The organism is Arthrobacter sp. NPDC093139 (assembly GCF_044754165.1).
Taxonomy (GTDB): Bacteria; Actinomycetota; Actinomycetes; order Actinomycetales; family Micrococcaceae; genus Arthrobacter.
The window spans coordinates 407,282-425,813 of record NZ_JBIVOO010000002.1 but is presented as its reverse complement, the minus strand read 5'-3'; the positions used below and the strand labels follow the sequence as shown (position 1 = coordinate 425,813).

Annotated in this window: 18 protein-coding genes; 8 read left to right on the top strand and 10 right to left on the bottom strand. The window is 65.5% G+C overall.

Annotation, left to right across the window (positions count from 1 at the left end):
* Window positions 1–44: 44 nt before the first annotated feature.
* The 5 genes from ACIP90_RS05085 to ACIP90_RS05065 all read right to left on the bottom strand — a co-directional run bounded on the left by ACIP90_RS05085 (window position 45) and on the right by ACIP90_RS05065 (window position 5,309).
* The gene (locus ACIP90_RS05085; protein WP_400577479.1) at window positions 45–398 is read right to left on the bottom strand and encodes a GNAT family N-acetyltransferase; all 354 of its coding nucleotides are present in this window, start codon (window positions 396–398) and stop codon (window positions 45–47) included.
* Window positions 395–1,711, bottom strand: coding sequence for an acyltransferase (locus ACIP90_RS05080; protein ID WP_400577709.1), 1,317 nt, complete (start codon window positions 1,709–1,711; stop codon window positions 395–397). Before ACIP90_RS05080 ends, ACIP90_RS05085 begins: the two co-directional genes overlap by 4 nt.
* A 106-nt stretch (window positions 1,712–1,817) precedes the next feature.
* Window positions 1,818–2,693, bottom strand: coding sequence for a class II fructose-bisphosphate aldolase (locus ACIP90_RS05075; RefSeq protein WP_400577477.1), 876 nt, complete (start codon window positions 2,691–2,693; stop codon window positions 1,818–1,820).
* 153 nt (window positions 2,694–2,846) lie between these two features.
* Window positions 2,847–3,749, bottom strand: a complete 903-nt coding sequence (locus tag ACIP90_RS05070) for an NAD(P)-dependent oxidoreductase (protein WP_400577476.1) — start codon at window positions 3,747–3,749, stop codon at window positions 2,847–2,849.
* A gap of 78 nt (window positions 3,750–3,827) precedes the next feature.
* On the bottom strand, window positions 3,828–5,309 hold the full coding sequence (locus ACIP90_RS05065) for a four-carbon acid sugar kinase family protein (protein WP_400577475.1): 1,482 nt from the start codon (window positions 5,307–5,309) through the stop codon (window positions 3,828–3,830).
* Window positions 5,310–5,458: 149 nt separating this feature from the next.
* On the opposite strand from ACIP90_RS05065, the gene ACIP90_RS05060 reads away from it, so the two are divergent.
* Window positions 5,459–6,160, top strand: a complete 702-nt coding sequence (locus ACIP90_RS05060; protein WP_400577474.1) for a FadR/GntR family transcriptional regulator — start codon at window positions 5,459–5,461, stop codon at window positions 6,158–6,160.
* A gap of 91 nt (window positions 6,161–6,251) precedes the next feature.
* Window positions 6,252–6,461 carry a dodecin gene (locus tag ACIP90_RS05055; RefSeq protein WP_078029066.1) on the top strand — a complete coding sequence of 70 codons (210 nt, stop codon included), beginning with the start codon at window positions 6,252–6,254 and terminating at the stop codon, window positions 6,459–6,461.
* 61 nt (window positions 6,462–6,522) lie between these two features.
* Here ACIP90_RS05055 and ACIP90_RS05050 read toward each other — a convergent pair whose 3' ends face one another.
* Window positions 6,523–6,717, bottom strand: a complete 195-nt coding sequence (locus ACIP90_RS05050) for a hypothetical protein (protein ID WP_400577472.1) — start codon at window positions 6,715–6,717, stop codon at window positions 6,523–6,525.
* A 175-nt stretch (window positions 6,718–6,892) separates the two neighbouring features.
* Here ACIP90_RS05050 and ACIP90_RS05045 point away from each other — a divergent pair, with 175 nt between their 5' ends.
* A complete protein-coding gene (locus tag ACIP90_RS05045) occupies window positions 6,893–7,864 on the top strand; it encodes an aldo/keto reductase (protein ID WP_400577471.1) in 972 nt (323 codons plus the stop codon).
* Between the two features lie 36 nt (window positions 7,865–7,900).
* On the opposite strand, the gene ACIP90_RS05040 is transcribed toward ACIP90_RS05045, so the two are convergent.
* Window positions 7,901–8,116, bottom strand: coding sequence for a hypothetical protein (locus tag ACIP90_RS05040; protein ID WP_400577469.1), 216 nt, complete (start codon window positions 8,114–8,116; stop codon window positions 7,901–7,903).
* 83 nt (window positions 8,117–8,199) lie between these two features.
* Window positions 8,200–8,811, bottom strand: a complete 612-nt coding sequence (locus ACIP90_RS05035; RefSeq protein WP_400577468.1) for a hypothetical protein — start codon at window positions 8,809–8,811, stop codon at window positions 8,200–8,202.
* Window positions 8,812–8,928: 117 nt separating this feature from the next.
* On the opposite strand from ACIP90_RS05035, the gene ACIP90_RS05030 reads away from it, so the two are divergent.
* The 3 genes from ACIP90_RS05030 (at window position 8,929) to ACIP90_RS05020 (ending at window position 10,786) form a co-directional block, all read left to right on the top strand.
* Window positions 8,929–9,759 carry an aldo/keto reductase gene (locus tag ACIP90_RS05030; RefSeq protein WP_400577467.1) on the top strand — a complete coding sequence of 277 codons (831 nt, stop codon included), beginning with the start codon at window positions 8,929–8,931 and terminating at the stop codon, window positions 9,757–9,759.
* 144 nt (window positions 9,760–9,903) lie between these two features.
* Window positions 9,904–10,167 (top strand): GlsB/YeaQ/YmgE family stress response membrane protein, encoded by a 264-nt coding sequence (locus tag ACIP90_RS05025; protein WP_400577466.1) that lies wholly within the window; start codon window positions 9,904–9,906, stop codon window positions 10,165–10,167.
* A gap of 118 nt (window positions 10,168–10,285) precedes the next feature.
* Window positions 10,286–10,786 (top strand): hypothetical protein, encoded by a 501-nt coding sequence (locus ACIP90_RS05020; protein WP_400577465.1) that lies wholly within the window; start codon window positions 10,286–10,288, stop codon window positions 10,784–10,786.
* A 402-nt stretch (window positions 10,787–11,188) separates the two neighbouring features.
* On the opposite strand, the gene ACIP90_RS05015 is transcribed toward ACIP90_RS05020, so the two are convergent.
* A complete protein-coding gene (locus tag ACIP90_RS05015) occupies window positions 11,189–12,010 on the bottom strand; it encodes a putative protein N(5)-glutamine methyltransferase (RefSeq protein WP_400577464.1) in 822 nt (273 codons plus the stop codon).
* Between the two features lie 197 nt (window positions 12,011–12,207).
* Between ACIP90_RS05015 and ACIP90_RS05010 the strand changes: the two genes are divergently transcribed.
* Together ACIP90_RS05010 and ACIP90_RS05005 are read left to right on the top strand one after the other, a co-directional pair.
* Window positions 12,208–13,245 (top strand): lactonase family protein, encoded by a 1,038-nt coding sequence (locus tag ACIP90_RS05010; RefSeq protein WP_400577463.1) that lies wholly within the window; start codon window positions 12,208–12,210, stop codon window positions 13,243–13,245.
* Window positions 13,246–13,398: 153 nt separating this feature from the next.
* Window positions 13,399–16,221 carry an alpha-amylase family glycosyl hydrolase gene (locus ACIP90_RS05005; RefSeq protein WP_400577461.1) on the top strand — a complete coding sequence of 941 codons (2,823 nt, stop codon included), beginning with the start codon at window positions 13,399–13,401 and terminating at the stop codon, window positions 16,219–16,221.
* Here the strand turns inward: ACIP90_RS05005 and malQ are convergent.
* Window positions 16,208–18,403: a 4-alpha-glucanotransferase gene (gene malQ, locus ACIP90_RS05000; RefSeq protein WP_400577460.1), complete on the bottom strand. Its 2,196-nt coding sequence runs from the start codon at window positions 18,401–18,403 to the stop codon at window positions 16,208–16,210. The genes ACIP90_RS05005 and malQ overlap by 14 nt on opposite strands.
* Window positions 18,404–18,532 lie beyond the last annotated feature (129 nt).

Genomic DNA, 18,532 nt, shown 5'->3' with positions numbered 1-18,532 from the left:
CGAGCCTACGGAGATGTCGCGGCGGTCACAAGCCTCTACGCGGTTCAGGTCCCGAGGAGTTTGGGCGCTGCCTCCTCCGGCCAGTCGATGCACTGCGTATACACCTCATGCTGGCGAAGGTACCGCGCGGTGAAGGGGCAGTGCGGAATGATCCTCTTGCCCGCGGCCACGACGTCGTCCAGCGCGAAGTGCACGAGGACGTTGGCGAGCCCCTGGCCTTGGAACTCCTCGGCCGTTTCCGTATGGATGAAGTCGACATGCCCGGGCTTGTCCATGAACCGGATATGCACCGCGAGCTTTCCCCCAACGTGCAGCTCGTAGCGGTGGAGTTTATCGTTCCGGAAGGTGCTGACATCCGGGGTGAATTGATCCTCGGTGGATACCGTGTTCTCCGTCATGGTTCGACATTGGCACTTAAAGACCGGGCTGGCAATGCTTCTGCCGCACGCGGCGGCACCCTGCCCAGAAGCAGGACAGCAAGCGTGAAGCAGGCGGCACCGCCGCCCAGGAGGGCCAGCGTCACGCCATTGAGCGCGGCATCGGCCACGGGGACAAAGACGACGACGACGGCAGTCACCACAGCGGCACGGGGCCGCCCCCGCGAGTGGGCTGCCGCCGTCGGCCGTTCCTCCAGCCGCCCGAACATGGCGACGACGGGCAGCAGCAACGCGATAACGCCAAGGAGCACCAGCGGCCGCGACCACCACCAGGCAGCGGTGGCGGACGCGGGTTTGGGAAAGTCGGTGAGCAGGAGCAGCCCGGCCATGGCGGCAAGCAGGGGCAGATGCCAGAGATAGACCGTCATGGCGTGCCGGCCGACCACGGCCACCACCGTCCGGAACCAGGGGACAGCGGCGATCCGGTGCAGCGCCGGACGGAAAAGTTCCAGGGTGGCGGCCTGGGAAATACCGAGCAGCAGCAGGCAGAAATTGGGGGGGTTCAGGTTCACCAGCATGTTGTCCCGGTACAGGCCCAGTCCCGTGAGGGTCAGCAGCAGGAGATTGCTGGCTGCGATCAGCCCCACGAGCCACGACCTGCTGCGGCGGGCGAGGAAACCGTCGGCCATAAAGAAGCCGAGCTGCTGCACGGCGCACCACAGGAAGAGCATGTTGATATAGGCGAGCAGCGGCATGGCACCGCGGAAGCAATCGACCGCAATGACGAGCGCTGTGAGTCCGCTCAGCGTCAGCCAGGGCGCGCGCCGGTGGAGCCTGGCCAGGAGGGGGAGGTTCAGCTGCGCGGCGAGGTATGCGGCCAGGAACCAGAGCGGCATCCCGGCCCCGCTGGCAGACAGCTCCACCACCTGGGGATCGACGCCCAGCAGCAGCGCGGCCCAGAGGGCGGCGAACATCACCGCGAGCAGGGCCGATGCAGGCCGGATGAGGCGCAGCAGGCGCGTTTGGGCGAACTCATAGCCCGTGCCTCCACGGGCCTGCATCCGGCGCCACGACTGCAGCCCGGTGATGCCGCCGGTCACGAAGAACAGCGGCATCACCATGAAAATCCAGATGATCAGCTCAAACCAGTCTTGTTCGGCCAGCGTGTTTTCGGTGGTGACCGTGCCGTCCGGGTGCAGCACGGGGCTCGCCATCATGCAGTGCCCCACCACCACGAGGGCGAGGCAGACGAAGCGGGCCAGGTCGATGGCCAGGTCACGCTCCGGTACGGCCGTGCCGCCGCCGGACCCTGGCCGCTGCGATGAACCCTCCATGGCGCCCCTCACCAACGCGGAACTGGCGAACGTCGTTGTCACGTCCATTGTCCGTCGGAGCGGGGCAGCGTGCCAGCAGCCGCAGCGCGGCCTTCAGATCACGGCGTCAGCGCGTCAGCATGGCCAGCGCGGACGAGGCGAAGTCCTTGGCGGACTCGTTCCAACGGGCCAGGAGGCCCTGAAGGTTCTCGCCGTCCGCCCGGTGCGCGGCGGTCTGCGCCTCCAGTGTGGACAGAACACCGGTACGGAGCTCGGTATTGAAGTTGACCTTGCCCACGTTCATGGCCGGGGCCTTCGCCAATTCCTCGGCCGGAATGCCGGATGCTCCGTGAAGAACAAGCGGGATGTGCGTGCGCACGGCGATGTCCTGCAGCACGTCCCAGCGCAGTTCAGGCTTGCCCTTGTATTTGCCGTGGACGTTGCCCACCGCCACGGCAAGCAACTGTGCGCCCGTCCGGGCCTCGAAGTCCTCCACTTGGGCCGAATCAGTGAGTCCGGCCGAATCGTTTCCGGCAGCGCTGTGATCCGCGCCGGCTCCGAAGGCGCGGTCTTCGTCTCCGGCGAGCCCGCCAAGTTCCGCTTCAATCACGACGTCAGCGCTCCCCCTGGACTCGAGGGCGGCCCGCACGTCGCGGACGAGGGCGATGTTGTCCTCGTACGGCAGCGAGGACCCGTCGGCCAGCACGGAGTCGGCACCGGCGGCGACGGCGGCCGTAATGACCTCAAGGTCGGAGGCGTGGTCCAGCTGGACGGCCACGGGTACGGCGGCGGCATCTGCCAGCCCCCGAAATGCGGTGATGAGCCTGAGGCCGTTGACAGTGGCGGCCGTCTTGGGTGCCACCAGCAGAATGACGCCGCGTCCGGCCTCTTCGGCGGCACTGACCACTGCGAGGGCCGTGGTGAAGTCGTAGCAGGTGAAGGCCGGGACGGCGGAGGTCTGCCGGAGGGCGGATCCGACAAGTTCATCGAGCTGCGCGCGCATCAGGGCGCTACCCGTTCCATCGGGTCATGTGAGGTCGGGGCGGCGTTCACGGCGGGTTTCTCCTTCAAGGCAACAGCAGCTGGCCCGCGGCGCGGGCAGTTGGGGTAGGTGGGCCGGCGACGGCGGAGGGGAACCGCCGTCGCCGGAGTTCCGTTAAGCGGCGGTCCGCTTGGTGGGGGCCACAACCTTGACTACGGCGGAGTCGTCCGCCGCGGCGAGGCCGTGTGCCTGGCCGAGCAGGTACAGCTGCTCGGCAGCGGCGGCAACCGGGGTGGCCAGTCCGGCGGAACGGGTGGCCTTGCCCACGATTCCCATGTCCTTGACGAAGATGTCGAGGCGGCTCTGCACCTCGGCGCCGTCCTCGGTGTAGGCCTCGAGGATGCGCGGGCCGCGGTTGGAGAGCATGAAGGATCCGGCGGCACCGGCCTCGAGGGCGGCGAGCGTCTTCGCCTGGTCAAGGCCGAGGGCATCAGCAAGGGCCATGGCCTCGGCGGCGGCGGCGATGTGGATGCCGCACAGCAGCTGGTTCACGGTCTTCAGCGCCTGGCCGTCGCCGGGCTTGTCGCCCACAACAGTCAGGGTGGAGGCGAGCAGTTCCAACACCGGCCGGGCGGACTCAAGGGCGCCCGGTTCGGCGCCAACCACGATGAGCAGGTCGCCTTCGCCGGCGCGCTTGGGGCCGCCGGACAGCGGCGCGTCGATGAGGGCCACGCCGTATTCGGCCAGCCGCGCGACGGTAGCCGGGATGGCCTCCGTTCCCACGGTGCTGGTGAGGATGACGACGGCACCCTGCTTCAGGACACTTGCCACACCGTTCTCGCCGAAGAGGACGTCATTGAGCTGTTCGCTGTTGCGGACGGCCAGCAGCAGGGCGTCCGTCTCCTCTGCTGCCGCTCGGGCCGAGGCAAAGGTGCGGACGCCGGCGTCTTCAGCGAGCCGGAGGCGCGGTTCGGCAATGTCGAAGCCGTGGACGGTGAGCTGGGTGGCAAGGCGCGCGGCCATGGGCAGGCCCATGGCGCCGAGGCCAAGGACGGTGACTTTGTAGTTTGAGGTCATGGTGTTCTCCATTGAAGTGTCTAGAGCTGTGCGGCTGCTGGAGCCAGTGGAAATCACGGCCTTAGCCGGCACGTGATGTTAGAAGGTGCTGCTGAGCTTGCGGGTGACCTGGGCCAGGGACTCGTCGTCGCCCACGTTGCCCGCGAACACGATGTAAGGAATGCCTTTGGCGGGGCCGTCCACCGGTTCCCACAGGCTGACAATGCCCGGCAGCATGGGACCGCGGACGATCGCGTGCCGGATTTCCAAGCCATGGGCGGCCACGTCCGAGGAAGTGATGCCGCCCTTGGCGATGACGAACCGCGGCGGGAACGTCTTGAGCGTCCGGTTCACCACTGCCACGACGGCTGCCGAGACGGTGCGCGCGATCCGCAGGCTCTCGGCGGGGTCGTCCGTCTTGATCAGCAGGCGGCTGGTGTGCACGATGACGTCACCGCCGTGCAGGGCCTCGACGACGGCGTCAACCGTTTGGTCCAGGTACGCGTCCGCGGCGTCACCCAGCAGCTTCTCGACGTTGATCTCCACAATGCGGGCCGCGCTGTGCTGTTCCGTCAGCACCTTCAGCTGGCGCGTGGTGACGCCCACGTGCGAGCCGACGACGATCAGGCCGCCTGCCTGCGACGGGACGTTCCCGGCATAGGCCTCGTCACCGGTGAGCGCGGTCCGGATGTCCTGGCCGATGCGGGCACGGACGAACGGCGGGGCGACGCGGTAAAGGAGCTTCTTGCCCCGGCGTTCCGCTTCCTCCAGGCCGAGCGCGAGGGCGCGCAGGTCGTTCTCCGTGACGATATCCGCAACGATGGGAGTGGAGGCGGTGGCGGGTTCGATCGCGTCGGCAATGGCCTTCGCGGAAACGTCCGCATCGCCCGTGGCGGCACCTGCCCGGATGATGTTCAGGTCCAGCACGATAACGGAGTCAGCGGCGAAGCGGCCCTGCGACTTCTCCTCGACATACTTGGCCATGTCCGAGTTGGCGAAGCCGAAGGTCGCATCTTTCGCGAATTCCGTCTCCGCCACCGGAGTGAGCCGGCCCGAGTCGTTTCCGGTACCGCGCATGTAGTGGACGCCGCCGATGGTGACGCGTCCGGCATCGGGGAAGGCCGGGACAATGACGACGCCGTCAGTCGCCTCGCCGCTCTCGGCGGCCACGGTGGCGGCAATAACATCGGGTTCGAGCGGGAAGTGCCCGCGAAGTGTCGAGTCGCTGCGGCTGACGAAGCTGAGGCGAATTTCCCCCTCACCGTTCCGGGCGGCAGCGAGGGCGTTGCGGACGATTTCCTCATTGCGTGCGGCTGCTTCTGCCGGGTCCAGGCTCCGCGTGTTGGTCAGCACATAGACGGCGGCCCTACCTTGATGAAGAGCCCAGGTGAAGTCCTCGACTGCCCAGCGGGTGAGCACGGGCAGATCAGAGACTGACTGCGTTCCGGTGGGGTCGTCGTCGAGGACCACCAGGACACGAGGTGCCGTTGCGGCCGAAGCCGCGACCGCGCTGGCCACCTGCTGTGCCGGGATCTCGAGTTCCGCCGGGTAGGCGGCCAGGATGTCTGCTTCAAGGGGCACTGTGCACTCCGTTGTGTTCGAAACTATGTTGCGGGTATCCTCGATCAGATGTCAGACATCTGTCGTTTGAGTGCCAGTGTGGCATATAGCACAGCACGTACGCAAGTAGACTTGTCAGACATATAGATTAGAAGCGCTGATTGGGAAAAATGGCACGGAAATCACTGGTGGGCGTTGTAGCCGACGAACTCCTTGACCGCATAATTGCCGGCGAATTTCCGCCGGGCGCCAGCGTGCCTGGCGAACTGGAACTCAGCGCCCGGCACGAGGTTAGCCGGATGACGGTCCGCGAGGCGATGAAGACGCTCGAGGCGCAACGCATCCTCAGCGTAGAGCGCGGCCGCGGCACGTTTGTGAACCCACTGAACCGCTGGTCGTCGCTGGAGGCAGTGCTTCGCGCAGCGTCGGAGGGACAGAACGGTCCAGCTGCGGCTATCCAGCTCATTGAACTCCGCAGAATGCTCGAAACGGGCGCCTGTGAACTTGCGGCTCAGCGCATCACCGATGCCGAGCTCGAGGACCTCCGCGCCCGCGTGGAGGAGATGCGGGAAGCCCACCAGGCCGATGACCTGCCCCGCTTCGTTGCCGCAGACCTCGCCTTCCATGATCAGATTTTGCACGCTTCGGAGAACGTCTTCGTGGCCGTTCTCTTCGAACCGCTGCACCGCGTGCTGGAGAAGCGCCGCACTGAAACCTCGAAGGTTCCGGAGATTCAGGAGCATGCCATCGGCCATCACCAGAACATCTTCGAGGCCTTGGCTGCGCGCGACCCCCTGCGCGCCCGGGCTGCGATGGACGCCCACATGCAGCAGACCCTGGACGATCTCAGAAGCTACGTCCTGGAAGCCTGACCCCCGACAACCTAGTCCCGGGACCCTCCTTCCGATACTCTGCAGGAACGGCCAGCGGCCGGGTAACCGCAGACGATCACGAGGAGCGAAGTTGTCTAATCACACCTACAGCATTTCTGAAATTGTCGGAACCTCGACCGAAGGCGTGGACGCTGCCGTCCGCAATGGAATAGCCGAAGCCGCGAAGACCCTGCGGAACCTCGACTGGTTTGAGGTCAAGGAGATCCGCGGCCACCTCGACAACGGCCAGGTTGCCGACTGGCAGGTCACCATCAAACTCGGCTTCCGGCTGGAGCGCTAAGAGCGCCCCAGCCGTTGTTCAATCCGCCGGCCCAGGCGGACGCTGCTGCAGCCCTGCGGCTCTAGGATTCCTGGCCCGCTGACCGGCGGCGCCAAACGGTGGGTGCTCCCTGGTAGGCAGGGAGCACCTGGCCTTCCAAGAACGTGTGCACGTCCTGCGGCGACTCCTCCGGGGACCATACACCGGAGGCCGGGCAGTGGGTTCCTGTTGAAGCGGACGGCGCCTGTCGCGCCTTGAGCAATGCGATGCGTTTCATCGTTGAATCTCATCCTTGGTGGTCGAAGAAGTTCTCCTCCAAGGCTAGAAAGGCACGGGCCGGGGCCCAATGGGCGGATGGCCAGAATCCCCTCCCCCATCTGGGCAGCAGCACAGCCCTCCAGGCAGGTTTAGCTCCGCCGCACGTTGGGGGAAATCCATGTTAGGGAAAATCCATGCAGTACACCCATCTGGGACGCTCCGGGTTGAAAGTCTCCAGGCTTTGCCTGGGCACCATGAACTTCGGGCCGCAAACCGACGAGTCCGCGGCTCACTCGATCATGGACTCCGCGCAGGACCAGGGCATCAACTTCTTCGACACTGCCAACGTTTATGGTGGTGCAGGGCACCGGGGCTGGACCGAGGAAATCATCGGCCGCTGGTTCGCCAAGGGCGGGGAGCGTCGCGAACGGACCGTTCTGGCCACCAAGGTCTACGGCACCATGACTGACCGCCCCAACGAGTCCAGGCTTTCGGCGCTCAATATCCGCAGGGCGCTCGACGCCAGCCTGAAGCGCCTGCAGACCGACTACGTCGACCTTTACCAGTTTCACCACATAGACCGGAGCACACCTTGGGACGAAATCTGGCAAGCCATCGAGGTGGCGGTGCAGCAGGGCAAGATCCTCTATTCCGGCAGCAGCAACTTCGCCGGCTGGCACATTGCCCAGGCACAGGAGGCCGCGGCCCGGCGCAACTACACCGGTCTGGTGAGCGAGCAGCCCATCTACAACCTGCTGACCCGCAACGCGGAGCTGGAAGTCATTCCCGCCGCAGGACACTACGGGCTGGGCATCATTCCCTGGTCGCCCCTGCATGGCGGCCTTCTCGGCGGGGTGCTCAAGAAGGAGCGCGACGGCGTCCGGCGACTTGAGGGGCGCGCGCTGGAGACCCTGAAGAAGCACCGGGACCAGGTCCGGGACTACGAGGATTTCGCAGAAGAACTCGGCCACGAGCCCGGGGACGTCGCCCTCGCGTGGCTGCTGCATCAGCCGGCCGTGACCGCCCCGATCGTTGGCCCCCGCACGCAGGACCAGCTAGACGCCGCCATCCGGTCCCTGGGCATAACTCTCGGCGGGGACGCCCTCAAGCGCCTTGACGGCATCTTCCCGGGATACCTCACTGCTCCCGAGGACTACGCATGGTGACAGGCTCCGCCCGCGCCACGACTCACCGCGGCCGACTCACTCGGGCGGCGAAGCCGGACGCTGCGGGTCCTCCAAGGCCGGCTCGTCAGGGAGGCCGTCCGGTCCCGTGGGAGGTCCCGGGGTGACCTGGGGAGGAACTGCCGGCTCCTCCAGCGGCGGGTCCTGTTCCGGATCAAAGGGAAAGCCCTGCGGGGTGTTCTGCTGCCGATCCTCCAGGGAGTCCTGCCTGGATTCGTCGGGCGTTTCACTCATGATCAGGATCCTTTGCTTGTTGGGAATGCCTGTCTGTCAGCGTGGCTGCAGCGCCTGTCGCCGGCGCCCGTATCCCCTGCCGGTCACATCCAAGGGATACCAGCGCCACGCGCCGTAGTCCAGAGCGTCGACAAGCGGCTGCCCTCAATTGTGGGACCGCGACTTGAACTGGCTGTCATGGCGTAGATGCCCCGCTCCAACTCCACGATGTCCCGCCCGAACGACGCCGTTAGTGCAACGAAGGCCAACGCCAGGGCGGCAAAGCCAATTTCCTCCGGCAGGCCGGGCATCAGCGCCAGCAGGAAGGCAATCGGCTGGTAGGCGCCAATGACCTTGCGCGATCTGCTCGCCCTCAGCTTCCCCCTCAGGGCAGGCCGGAGCCAGCCGGCCGCGGTGAACAGCACACCGGGCCTCCTGTCGCCGAGGATTGCGGCGGCAGTCATGGCTGCGCAGCACGCCACCAGGACTGTACGGACCAGTGTCACGCGATCCGCGGGCGTGATCAGCGGTGGCCTGCGTCCGAGAATTGTAAAGGCGGCGCTCCCCATGACTGCGGCCCCGGCCACCAACTCTGCGTACATCAGAGGTCCTGATTCGCCGCAGGCGCCGGCCATAAGCCACGTCCCGGCCACCAGGAAGGCTGCCATCGCTATTGCCGCATCCCTGTGTGCGCGGCGCCTGATTGGGAGCCCCATCTGCCACCTCGCGCTCATCGTAACAAGCGGCGGCTGAAGGGCAACACAAGCGGCGGGCCCGCTCCGGCCTGGGCAACGGCCCTGTGCAAAATGCTGCTGATAGGAAAGACTCTTGGCATGGCACTCACACCGCTTATCGAGCTGAACGACGGCCACCGGATACCGCAAATCGGGCTTGGCACCTGGCCGCTGAACGATCGCGAGGTGTCCGACGCCGTCGTCCATGCAGTTGATGCCGGGTACCGGCATATCGACACTGCCGTGAAATACGGCAATGAAGCGGGGGTTGGTGACGGAATCCGCAGGAGCGGCCTGAACCGCGAAGAGTTCTTCGTGACCACCAAACTTGATGGTGACTACCAGGGCGATGACCGGGCGGTGGCCGGCCTGGAGGGCTCTCTAAAACGGCTGAAGATGGATTACGTGGATCTGCTGCTTATCCATTGGCCCCTCCCCCGGCGCGGGGAATTTATCTCCACGTGGAAGACCTTCGAACGGCTGCAGGCCGACGGCAAGGCCCGCTCGATCGGTGTGTCGAATTTCAAGCCATCCCACCTGCAACAGCTCATGTGGTCCGCGGACGTGATTCCCGCCGTCAACCAGATCCAGCTCAACCCGTCAGTCACCCGATCGGCCGATTGCGCCTACCATGAGCACCACGGCATCATCACCGAATCGTACAGTCCGCTGGGAGCGCATTCGGGCCTGCTGTCTGCCCCGGTGCTGCGCCGGATCGCCAGTAAGCACGGGAAAACCGAGAGCCAGGTCGTGATGCGCTGGCACGTTCAGCAGGGCCTGGTTGCCATCCCCAAATCGGCCGATCCGCAGCGGATGAAGGAGAACATCGACGTCTTTGGGTTCACCCTCGACGCGGAGGACCTGGCAGCCATCGACACGCTTGATGAAGGGCCAGAGGCGGGCGTAAATTCCGATGTACAGGGCCACTGAGAACCGCGGATCGGCCCCGGCCAAAGGAGGTTGCCTCGAGAACCAACTGGCAGAAAAATAGTAAGCATGTTTAGTATTGGGGAGAAGGACGAAGCGTACCCGGCATACCGGGTGCCTCCTTTATGAGGAAGAAGGACGATAAAAATGGGTTTTTTCGCATTTCTGATTCTGGGCCTCATTGCCGGAGCCATTGCTAAGGCGATCCTCCCGGGCCGACAGGGCGGCGGCATCCTGGTAACACTGCTGCTTGGCGTTGTCGGAGCAATTCTCGGTGGCTGGATCGGCAGCGCTCTCTTCGGGGTGGGAATCAATGAATTCTTCTCGCTGTCCACGTGGCTGCTGGCGATCGGCGGGGCGATTATCGTCCTGCTGGTCTATGGCCTGATCACCCGGCGCAGCGTTCGCTAGCCGGAGCGCGCCTGGAAAGCGGCCCCGGGACTTTTGCCCGGGGCCGCTTTCATAGCCGATGCCTTTGCTTCGCGAAATTTCACATCGTACATATCCCTCTCAAGAGCAGGAGTTCATCATGAAATCCAAACTTCTCTTCGGCGCCGGAATTGCCGCGGGCTACGTTCTCGGATCGAGGTCCGGCCGGGCAGCGTACGACAAGCTCAAGGCCCGTGCGGCCAGCATCTGGGACAGCAAGCCTGTTCAGGAGAAAGTCACTGCTGCCACTGAGGCCGTCAAAGAAAAGGCGCCTGAGGTGGGCGATCAGCTCTCCGAAGCTGCACGCCGCGCGGGGACGGTCCTGAGCTCGGCCATGCACCGCGACTCGTCGAAACACGACGCCACAACGGGCGTCACTGCCGCCAGCGGCAGCGATTCCGGCACTAAAGCGTCCGACGTCGGCACTGCAGACAGTGCGCATGTTCCGGCGCACAGCACGCACCCGGAAACGGTAAATCTCGGCACGTCGGACGTGGAGTCCGATCCTGCGCGGAATGATGCCACCGGCCAGGACTGGTCTGACGAAGGTGGCGCCACCGAGGCAGGTGCCGCGACCAACGTGGACGCCAAGAGGCCCTAGTCGCCTTCCGCCAATCCGGCTGTTTGGCGTTTTGGAGCAGCAACTCCTGATCAATATTCCGGCACCGCCGTCGCCGACTCTTCGTCGTCCGACGGCGGTGCTTCCGTTAACCTGCTGTCCTGCCTCGCTGGTGGAATCGGCGGTGGCGTCCGCACCCAAGGAACTGGTAGTGGCCGGTTTCGGGTAGGTTGCGGATTTCGCCGACCTGGCGGAGGAGCTGTCCCGCCGGGTCGAGCACCTGCAGCTGCTCGTCGCCGCCGCGGTCGAGCGGACCAGCGCCGCAGCGATCCGACCCGCAGCGCCCAACCTTGAGCGACATTGGCTGGCGCGCTAAGGGTCCTGCAAGGCTAAAACCGCAGCCCAGCGCTATAGCCCGGCCCATGCTGAAACCGGAGGCCCACGCTAAGACCGGCGCCCTACGACCACCGTGGCGTCTAGTTCGTCGGACATCACAGTGCGTGGCGTTAGCCCGCCCCACGCCACGGCTGTTGACGTGAGATCAGCCTGTCGACGGCTTGTTTCGATGAGCAGATGGCCTCCAGGCCTAAGCCACGTGCGCGCCGCGGCGGCTACCTTCCGCTGGATGTCGAGCCCGTCCTCACCACCGTCGAGTGAAAGCCTGGATTCGTGGACGCGGGCCTCGTGGGGCATGCTGCTGATGGACTCGGTGGGCACGTACGGCGCATTGACGGCCAGGATGTCTATGCGTCCTCTGAGACGCAGAGGGAGCGCCGAGTAGAGGTCCCCCTCATGAACAGTTCCACCTGCGGGAACAACATTGCGTCGGGCACAGCGCACTGCGGAAGGATCGACGTCGGAAGCGTGCAGCTCGATATCCTCTGCTGCCGCCGCCAGCGCAGTACCCACAGCTCCCGAGCCGCAGCACAGGTCCACCACCACGGCACGAGTCCCGGCAGCTTCAGCTCCCGTTCCAGTCCCAGTCCCGGTCGGCAGGAGCGCTGCTGCCTCCCGGACCAGCAGTTCCGTACGACGGCGGGGCACGAACACACCGCGTTCCACGGTGATACGGAGTCCGCAGAACTCTGCCCAGCCCAGGATATGCTCCAGTGGAAAACCGGCGACGCGCTGTTCAACAGCCGCCGAGAGCTGCCCCGGGCTGAAGCGGGCGGCGAGCAGCAGCTCGGCTTCCTCTTCGGCATAAACGCAGCCTGCGGCACGAAGCCGGGTGATGATGGCGGAAAGGGATGGGTGGTCAAACGGCATCGGAATGTCCTTCGGCTGAGCGATGGGCATCCCGTGCACCGGCTAGGCCCGGTGGTCCGGACGGCGGGCAGGGAGAACCCAGACTGGCATTGCGGTAATGGTTCCCGCCTCCCCTGGATCTCTAAGCGCGAGCTTCCAAGCACGCGAATCTTCATGTTATCGGACGCCGAGCGTGCGGTTCTTGGCAAGATAGAGCCATGTCGCCAAGCGAAAACCACCTGCTCATTTGGACCGGCTCGTACACTGCGGACAGCGGCGGACACGGGGCCGGCATTGGAGCCATCTCAGCCGGACCCGACGGAATCCTCACCTGGCGGGGCACCGCCGCGAAGGCGGATTCGCCGTCGTTCATTGCTGTGCACCCTTCCCTGCCGCTGGTCTACGCCGTCGGTGAAATTGCGCAGTCCGTGCAGGCCTTTCGCCGCCGTGGCGAATTCGGCCTGGAACCGGCCGGTAAGCCATGGCCGGCAGGAGAGGCGGCATGCCATGTTGCCGTCGATCCGCGCGGCAGGTTCCTCACCGTTTCCTGCTGGGGGGACGGCCAGGTGCTGCTCTATGAACTCGATGACGACGGCGGCATCACCGCCCGCTTCGCAGCGGCACCGTCAGCGGATCCTCACGACGGCGGACGGCCGAGCCGCGCCCACGCCAGCCTCATGCTCGCCGGCGGCCGCATCATGACCACGGACCTGGGTCATGACCTGCTGCGCGTCTGGAACTACGTTCCCGGTCACGGACTCAGGCTGGATCACGAAGTGATGCTTCCCCGGGACTGCGGTCCGCGGCATCTGGTCCAGCATGCAGATGGCAGCGTCTTCGTCGTCTCCGAGTATTCCATCGAAGTTTTCGGGGCGCGGGCGGCATCCGGCACTGGGCAGTTCGAGTTGGTCAGCCAAGGCCCGGCATCGGCCGCCGGTGCCCAGGAAGGCGACTCGGCGGCAGAGATTGCCTTGTCTCCCAACGGGCAGTTCGCCTACGTGGGAGTCCGCGGTTCGAATCGAATCTGCGTACTGGATGTCGACGGCGCGCGGGGCGAGGCCCGCCCGGTAACGGACGTTTCCAGTGGAGGAGACTGGCCCCGCCACCACCTGGTCCGGGACGGTTGGCTCCATGTCGCCCATGAGCGTTCCCACGACGTGACCACCTTCCGCCTGGACCCCGAATCCGGGCTTCCCGGCAATATCCACAACAGGCTTGTTGCGGGTTCCCCTACGGCGCTGGTTGTGGCAAGCTAAAACGAATCGACAAACCCAAATACAGCATCCGTCATGGTCATTACAGACTTGTCGCAGTCAGGTTGATGATGGTTCCTGTCGCCTGGGTGTGTCGTCCGCACGTTACCCGGACGGGCCGGGATAAGCAGCGCTGCTTCGTGGAAGGTTTCAGCCATGTTCTCCAACCCTGTCCAGAGTTTCATGCACCGCCGCGCGGGCGCCGCCCACCCGCGAATATCCGGTCCCGCCCGCACCGCGACGGTCGCAGCGTCCATTCTGGCCCTCATAGGTGCCGCCCTCCCCGCCCAAGCGGCACCCGGCTCCGGGGTTTCGGGGCCGGACTCCGGCGGCCGCCCCTCGCCGGCCCTTCAGTTCCTGCGGGCGCCGGTTACTGATGAGAACTTCTACTTCGTCATGGCGGACAGGTTCAGCAACGGAAGCACTGCCAATGACGACGGCGGCCTGGGACCGGAACCGGGGGTGTCCGGCTTCGACCCCACGCGCAAGGGCTTTTACAACGGCGGTGACCTGAACGGGCTGCTGGACAAGATTGACTACATCCAAGGGCTGGGCACCACGTCGATCTGGCTGACGCCGAGCTTCAAGAACAAGGCCGTACAGCCGGAGGACAGCTCTGCTGGCTACCACGGGTATTGGATCACGGACTTTACCCAGATCGATCCCCATCTGGGCACCAATACGGAGCTCAAAGAACTCATCGACGCAGCACACGCGCGCGGCATGAAGGTGTACTTCGACATCATCACGAACCACACGGCGGACGTCATCGGCTACGAAGAAGGCGCCCGCACGGGGTATGTGTCCAAGGACAAGGCGCCGTACCGCACCGCCGCCGGGGCTGAGTTCGACGACCGCGACTACGCGGGAAAGCCCGATTTCCCGCGGCTCGACGCGAAGACCTCGTTCCCCTACACTCCGGTACTGGACCCGGCGGAACAAAACCTCAAGGTGCCCGCCTGGCTCAACGATCCCACGCTCTATCACAACCGCGGTGACACAACGTTCGCCGGCGAGAACTCGTTCTACGGTGACTTCTTCGGCCTGGATGACCTCTTCACCGAACACCCCACCGTGGTGAAGGGCATGACGGACGTCTACAAGACCTGGATCAGGGATTTTGGGGTGGACGGATTCCGGATCGACACCATGAAGCACGTGAACGATGAGTTCTGGCAGCAATTCGGCCCGGATGTCCTCAGCTACGCGAAGCAGCACGGCAAGGACGAGTTCTTCATGTTCGGGGAGGTTTTCGATACTTCCAAGAGCTTTACGTCGCAGTTCACCACCCGCAACAAGATGCAGGCAGTGCTGGACTTTCCCTTCCAGGACGCGGCCCGCAATTTCGCCTCGCGCAGCCAGGACGCCCGCCAGCTGGAGACATTCTTTACGATGGATGACTGGTACACGGACGCAGACTCCAACGTGTACCAGCTGCCCACCTTCCTCGGAAACCACGACATGGGCCGGATCGGCAGCTTCATCTCCGCGGACAACCCGGATGCTGACGACGCCGAACGGGTGTCCCGCGACGAGCTTGCCCACGAGCTGATGTACTTCTCCCGGGGCAATCCCGTGATCTACTACGGTGACGAGCAGGGCTTTACCGGCCCGGGCGGAGACCAGGATGCCCGCCAGACGCTCTTCGCCAGCCAGGTACCGGAGTACCTCGACGACGATCTGCTCGGCACCGACGCTACCCACGCGGGGGACAACTTCAATACCGGGCACCCGCTGTACGGCAAGATCAGCGCACTGGCCAAGCTGACCAAGGACCACCGTGCGCTGCGGAACGGTGCCCACCAGCACCGCTACGCGTCCGACGGCCCGGGTATCTATGCCTTCTCCCGCACGGACGCCAAGGACCAGCGCGAATACGTGGTGGCGCTGAACAACAGCGAGCAGCCACAGACGGCGTCGGTCCCGACGTACATCGCAAAGCGCACGTACAGCCTTCTTTACGGTGATGCCGCGACGGAAACAAAAACCTCGGCGGACGGCAAGCTGACCGTCACGGTTCCGCCGCTGTCCGCAGTGGTGTACCAGTCCTCAGGCCGGATTCCGCACTCCAAGAGGGCCCCCGGCATCACACTGCAGGCACCCGGCACGGCGGCAGCCACCGCCACCGCCCCGGGCGACAACGGCCGGCTCCAGGTGACAGCCGACGTCGACGGCACGTCGTTCTACCAGGTCACCTTCCAGGCCAGGACGGCTCGCGGGACATGGGAATCCATCGGCACCGACGATACGGCGCCCTACCGGGTCTTCCATGATGTGGCCGCGCTCAACCCCGGCACGGCCCTGGCATACCGGGCAGTGGCCCTGGACAACGCGGGCCACACATCTGTCAGCGCTACGCGCACCGCCGCTGTCCCGGCCCCGGTACTGACCATCCAGCAGCCAAAGGAAGGAAGCACCGTCCAAGGGAGCGTGGCGGTTGTGGCCACCGCGGATCCGGAAAAGGCCAGCCACGAGGTGGGCTTCGAACGGAGTATTGCCGGCGGAGAGTGGACGGCCGTCGGTCAGGCGGACGGCTCCTCCCCCGAGTACACGGTGGTGGACGACATCGCGGCCCTGAACCTCCCGGAAGGGACCAAGGTGAGCTACCGGGCGAAGCTGCGCGGCCCCCTCGGTGTGGTCAGCGGCGTGCGGACTGTCGTCGTGGGAACCGTTGCGGTTCCCCAGCCGGAATCCGTCACCGTTGCGGGCGACCTGAACAGTGAGATGGGCTGCTCCGGAGACTGGCTACCGGCGTGCACGTCGGCGTTCATGACACTGGATCCGGCCGACACCATCTGGAAGCTGACGGCCGACCTGCCCGCCGGCAGGTACGAATTCAAGGCAGCCATCAACGGCTCCTGGGACGAAAACTACGGCCAGGGCGGGGCACGCAACGGAACGAACATTGTCCTGAACCACGACGGCGGCCCGGTCACCTTCCGATACGACCACAGCACGCATCTGATTACTGCTGGCTGAGCCGGACTGATTCCTCGACCGCGGCCAGGAGGGAATTGAACCTCTCGTTCCCGTCAAGGCTGTCGATAAGTACGCAGTCACCGTCTGAATCAGCCAGAGGCACCTGCCAGTTCGGGTACTGCGCTGATGTTGTCCCCGGCTGGTTCTGCACCCTGCGCTCCCCCACGGCATCAACCAGTGCGACGCCGAGCAGCACGGACGGCGTCTGTGCCAGCAAACGGTGCAGTGCCTCGATCCGCTCCTCCTCGCTTCCGGCATCATCGGCCGGAAGCAGCCCGCGCTGCCGCAGCAGCTGCATCATTTTCTCAAGCGTGGCATTGTGCTCCAGGCGCTCCTCGTCCGCCGGCCGCTCCAGCAGGCCCAGCCCGCTGCGCAGGGTCACGTGGTCACCGGCGAGGTAACCCGCCGTCGGCGGGAGGTCGTGGGTGTTGACGCTGGAGAGGGCCTGCAGCCGGTACTTTTCCGGCGCAAGGGGAGCATCGCCGTCGTTCTCGAACCACAGGATGGAGGTGCCCAGGATGCCGCGCGCCGCCAGGTAGTCGCGGACCCACGGCTCGAAGGTGCCCAGGTCCTCCCCGATCACCACGGCGCCCGCGCGCTGTGCCTCCAGCGCCAGAATGCCGATCAGGGCATCGTGGTCGAAACGGACGTAAGCGCCGTCCCCGGCGGAATTCCCGGTAGGCACCCACCAGAGGCGGAAGAACCCGAGGATATGGTCCACCCGGATGCCGCCCGAATGCCGGAGAATCCTTGCCAGCATTTCCCGGAACGGACGGTAGCCGGCCTCGGCGAGGCGTGTGGGGTGCCAAGGCGGCTGGTGCCAGTCCTGCCCCAGCTGGTTGTACATGTCCGGAGGTGCCCCCACGCTCACGCCGGAAGCAAGAACGTCCTTCAGCGTCCAGGCGTCCGAGCTCTGCAGGTCAACACCCACGGCAAGGTCATGCACCACACCGAGACGCATGCCGGCGCGTTTGGCTGCGGACTGCGCGGATTCGAGCTGCTCGTCGCAGAGCCACTGTAGCCAGCGGTGGAAATCGATCCGGTCCGCCAGCTCATTTCGGAGCTTCTCAACGAGGGGCGAGCCGAGGGCAGCTGCAGGATCGGTCCAGAAGGGGTCGTCCGCGTCGATATCTTCCCGTATTGCGCACCACAGGGCGAAGTCCGCCAGGCCGGTTCCGCCGGCGCGGCAGAAGTCCTCGAAGGCATGCTGCCGGGACGCGGATCGGCGGACCCCGTACACGAGTTCCAGCGCGGCCAGCTTCGCCGCGTACGCCGTGTCCCGGTCTAAGCGGGCAGTGTTCTTGTTCAGCTTCCGCGCCTGCTTCATGAGGCCATGGATGACAGCCTGCTTCTTGGGTTTCAGGTACGCCAGCTCCGGAATAGCCTCGATGCGGAGGTACAGCGGGTTGAAGAAACGCCGGGTGGATGGTGAGTACGGCGAGGGCTCCAGGGGCGGCACGGGATCGGCCGCGTGCAGGGGATTCACGAGCACGTAGTCGGCCCCGCGGGCACCGGCAAGCGCGGCAAGCTCGGCGAGATCGGCGAAATCACCCACTCCCCAGGAGCGCTCGGAGCGCACCGAATACAGCTGGGTGGCCAGGCCCCAGCCCCGGCGTTCCTCAAGCGGTGCAGCCGTGGACAGCCTGGACGGCGTCACCACCAGGGTGGTCTCGGCCACCGTGCCCTCCGACTCAGCGCGCAGTGTGTGCCACCCCAGCCCGGTGTTGGCCGGAATGTCGAACGTCGCCCGGCCGATGGTCACGCCATCCACCTCGCGCGGTTCCACCCAGACGTCCTGACGCCCGGCGTCGAGCTTTCGTCCGTCCTCCGTTATGACGCTCACGCGAACGGCTGAACCGTGCCGGACGTGGACCTGTACCTGGGACGGCGTCCCCTCCTGGACCACGACGGCGGGCGGCAGCATCCGCCGCCAGGGCGCGAGTTCCGCTTCGGCCAAGGCAATTTCAATGAGCTGATCGGTGTGTGCCCGGACCCCCAACGCCGCCAAGACGCGGATCAGGGTGGCGGGTGCAACGTCATGCGGGTGCCCGTCCCAGCCCTGGTAGGTAGTACCCACGCCGTGCGCATCCGCGAGCCAGCGCAGCAGCTCGGGGTTAACGGGCGTGCCGGAAGGTTCTGCCGGTGTTCCGGAAGTTGACGCTTGCTGGCTGGAAGCCTTCATTGATGTCCGCCTCGTCTGCTGTGATCGGCCCAAACTTACTATGCTCCCGTGGCGGCCGGCCGCATTTCAGCCCCCGGCAACCGTTTGTTCCGATTATTGCAGGGCGCTGCGCGCTGAGGGCCAGCCGGG

Coding starts and splice junctions, on each gene's coding strand:
- ACIP90_RS05085 (WP_400577479.1), bottom strand. CDS start 398: ATGACGGAGAACACGGTATCCACCGAGGATCAATTCACCCCGGATGTC.
- ACIP90_RS05080 (WP_400577709.1), bottom strand. CDS start 1,711: ATGGAGGGTTCATCGCAGCGGCCAGGGTCCGGCGGCGGCACGGCCGTA.
- ACIP90_RS05075 (WP_400577477.1), bottom strand. CDS start 2,693: ATGCGCGCGCAGCTCGATGAACTTGTCGGATCCGCCCTCCGGCAGACC.
- ACIP90_RS05070 (WP_400577476.1), bottom strand. CDS start 3,749: ATGACCTCAAACTACAAAGTCACCGTCCTTGGCCTCGGCGCCATGGGC.
- ACIP90_RS05060 (WP_400577474.1), top strand. CDS start 5,459: ATGGCACGGAAATCACTGGTGGGCGTTGTAGCCGACGAACTCCTTGAC.
- ACIP90_RS05050 (WP_400577472.1), bottom strand. CDS start 6,717: ATGAAACGCATCGCATTGCTCAAGGCGCGACAGGCGCCGTCCGCTTCA.
- ACIP90_RS05045 (WP_400577471.1), top strand. CDS start 6,893: ATGCAGTACACCCATCTGGGACGCTCCGGGTTGAAAGTCTCCAGGCTT.
- ACIP90_RS05040 (WP_400577469.1), bottom strand. CDS start 8,116: ATGAGTGAAACGCCCGACGAATCCAGGCAGGACTCCCTGGAGGATCGG.
- ACIP90_RS05035 (WP_400577468.1), bottom strand. CDS start 8,811: ATGGGGCTCCCAATCAGGCGCCGCGCACACAGGGATGCGGCAATAGCG.
- ACIP90_RS05030 (WP_400577467.1), top strand. CDS start 8,929: ATGGCACTCACACCGCTTATCGAGCTGAACGACGGCCACCGGATACCG.
- ACIP90_RS05025 (WP_400577466.1), top strand. CDS start 9,904: ATGGGTTTTTTCGCATTTCTGATTCTGGGCCTCATTGCCGGAGCCATT.
- ACIP90_RS05020 (WP_400577465.1), top strand. CDS start 10,286: ATGAAATCCAAACTTCTCTTCGGCGCCGGAATTGCCGCGGGCTACGTT.
- ACIP90_RS05015 (WP_400577464.1), bottom strand. CDS start 12,010: ATGCCGTTTGACCACCCATCCCTTTCCGCCATCATCACCCGGCTTCGT.
- ACIP90_RS05010 (WP_400577463.1), top strand. CDS start 12,208: ATGTCGCCAAGCGAAAACCACCTGCTCATTTGGACCGGCTCGTACACT.
- ACIP90_RS05005 (WP_400577461.1), top strand. CDS start 13,399: ATGTTCTCCAACCCTGTCCAGAGTTTCATGCACCGCCGCGCGGGCGCC.
- malQ (WP_400577460.1), bottom strand. CDS start 18,403: ATGAAGGCTTCCAGCCAGCAAGCGTCAACTTCCGGAACACCGGCAGAA.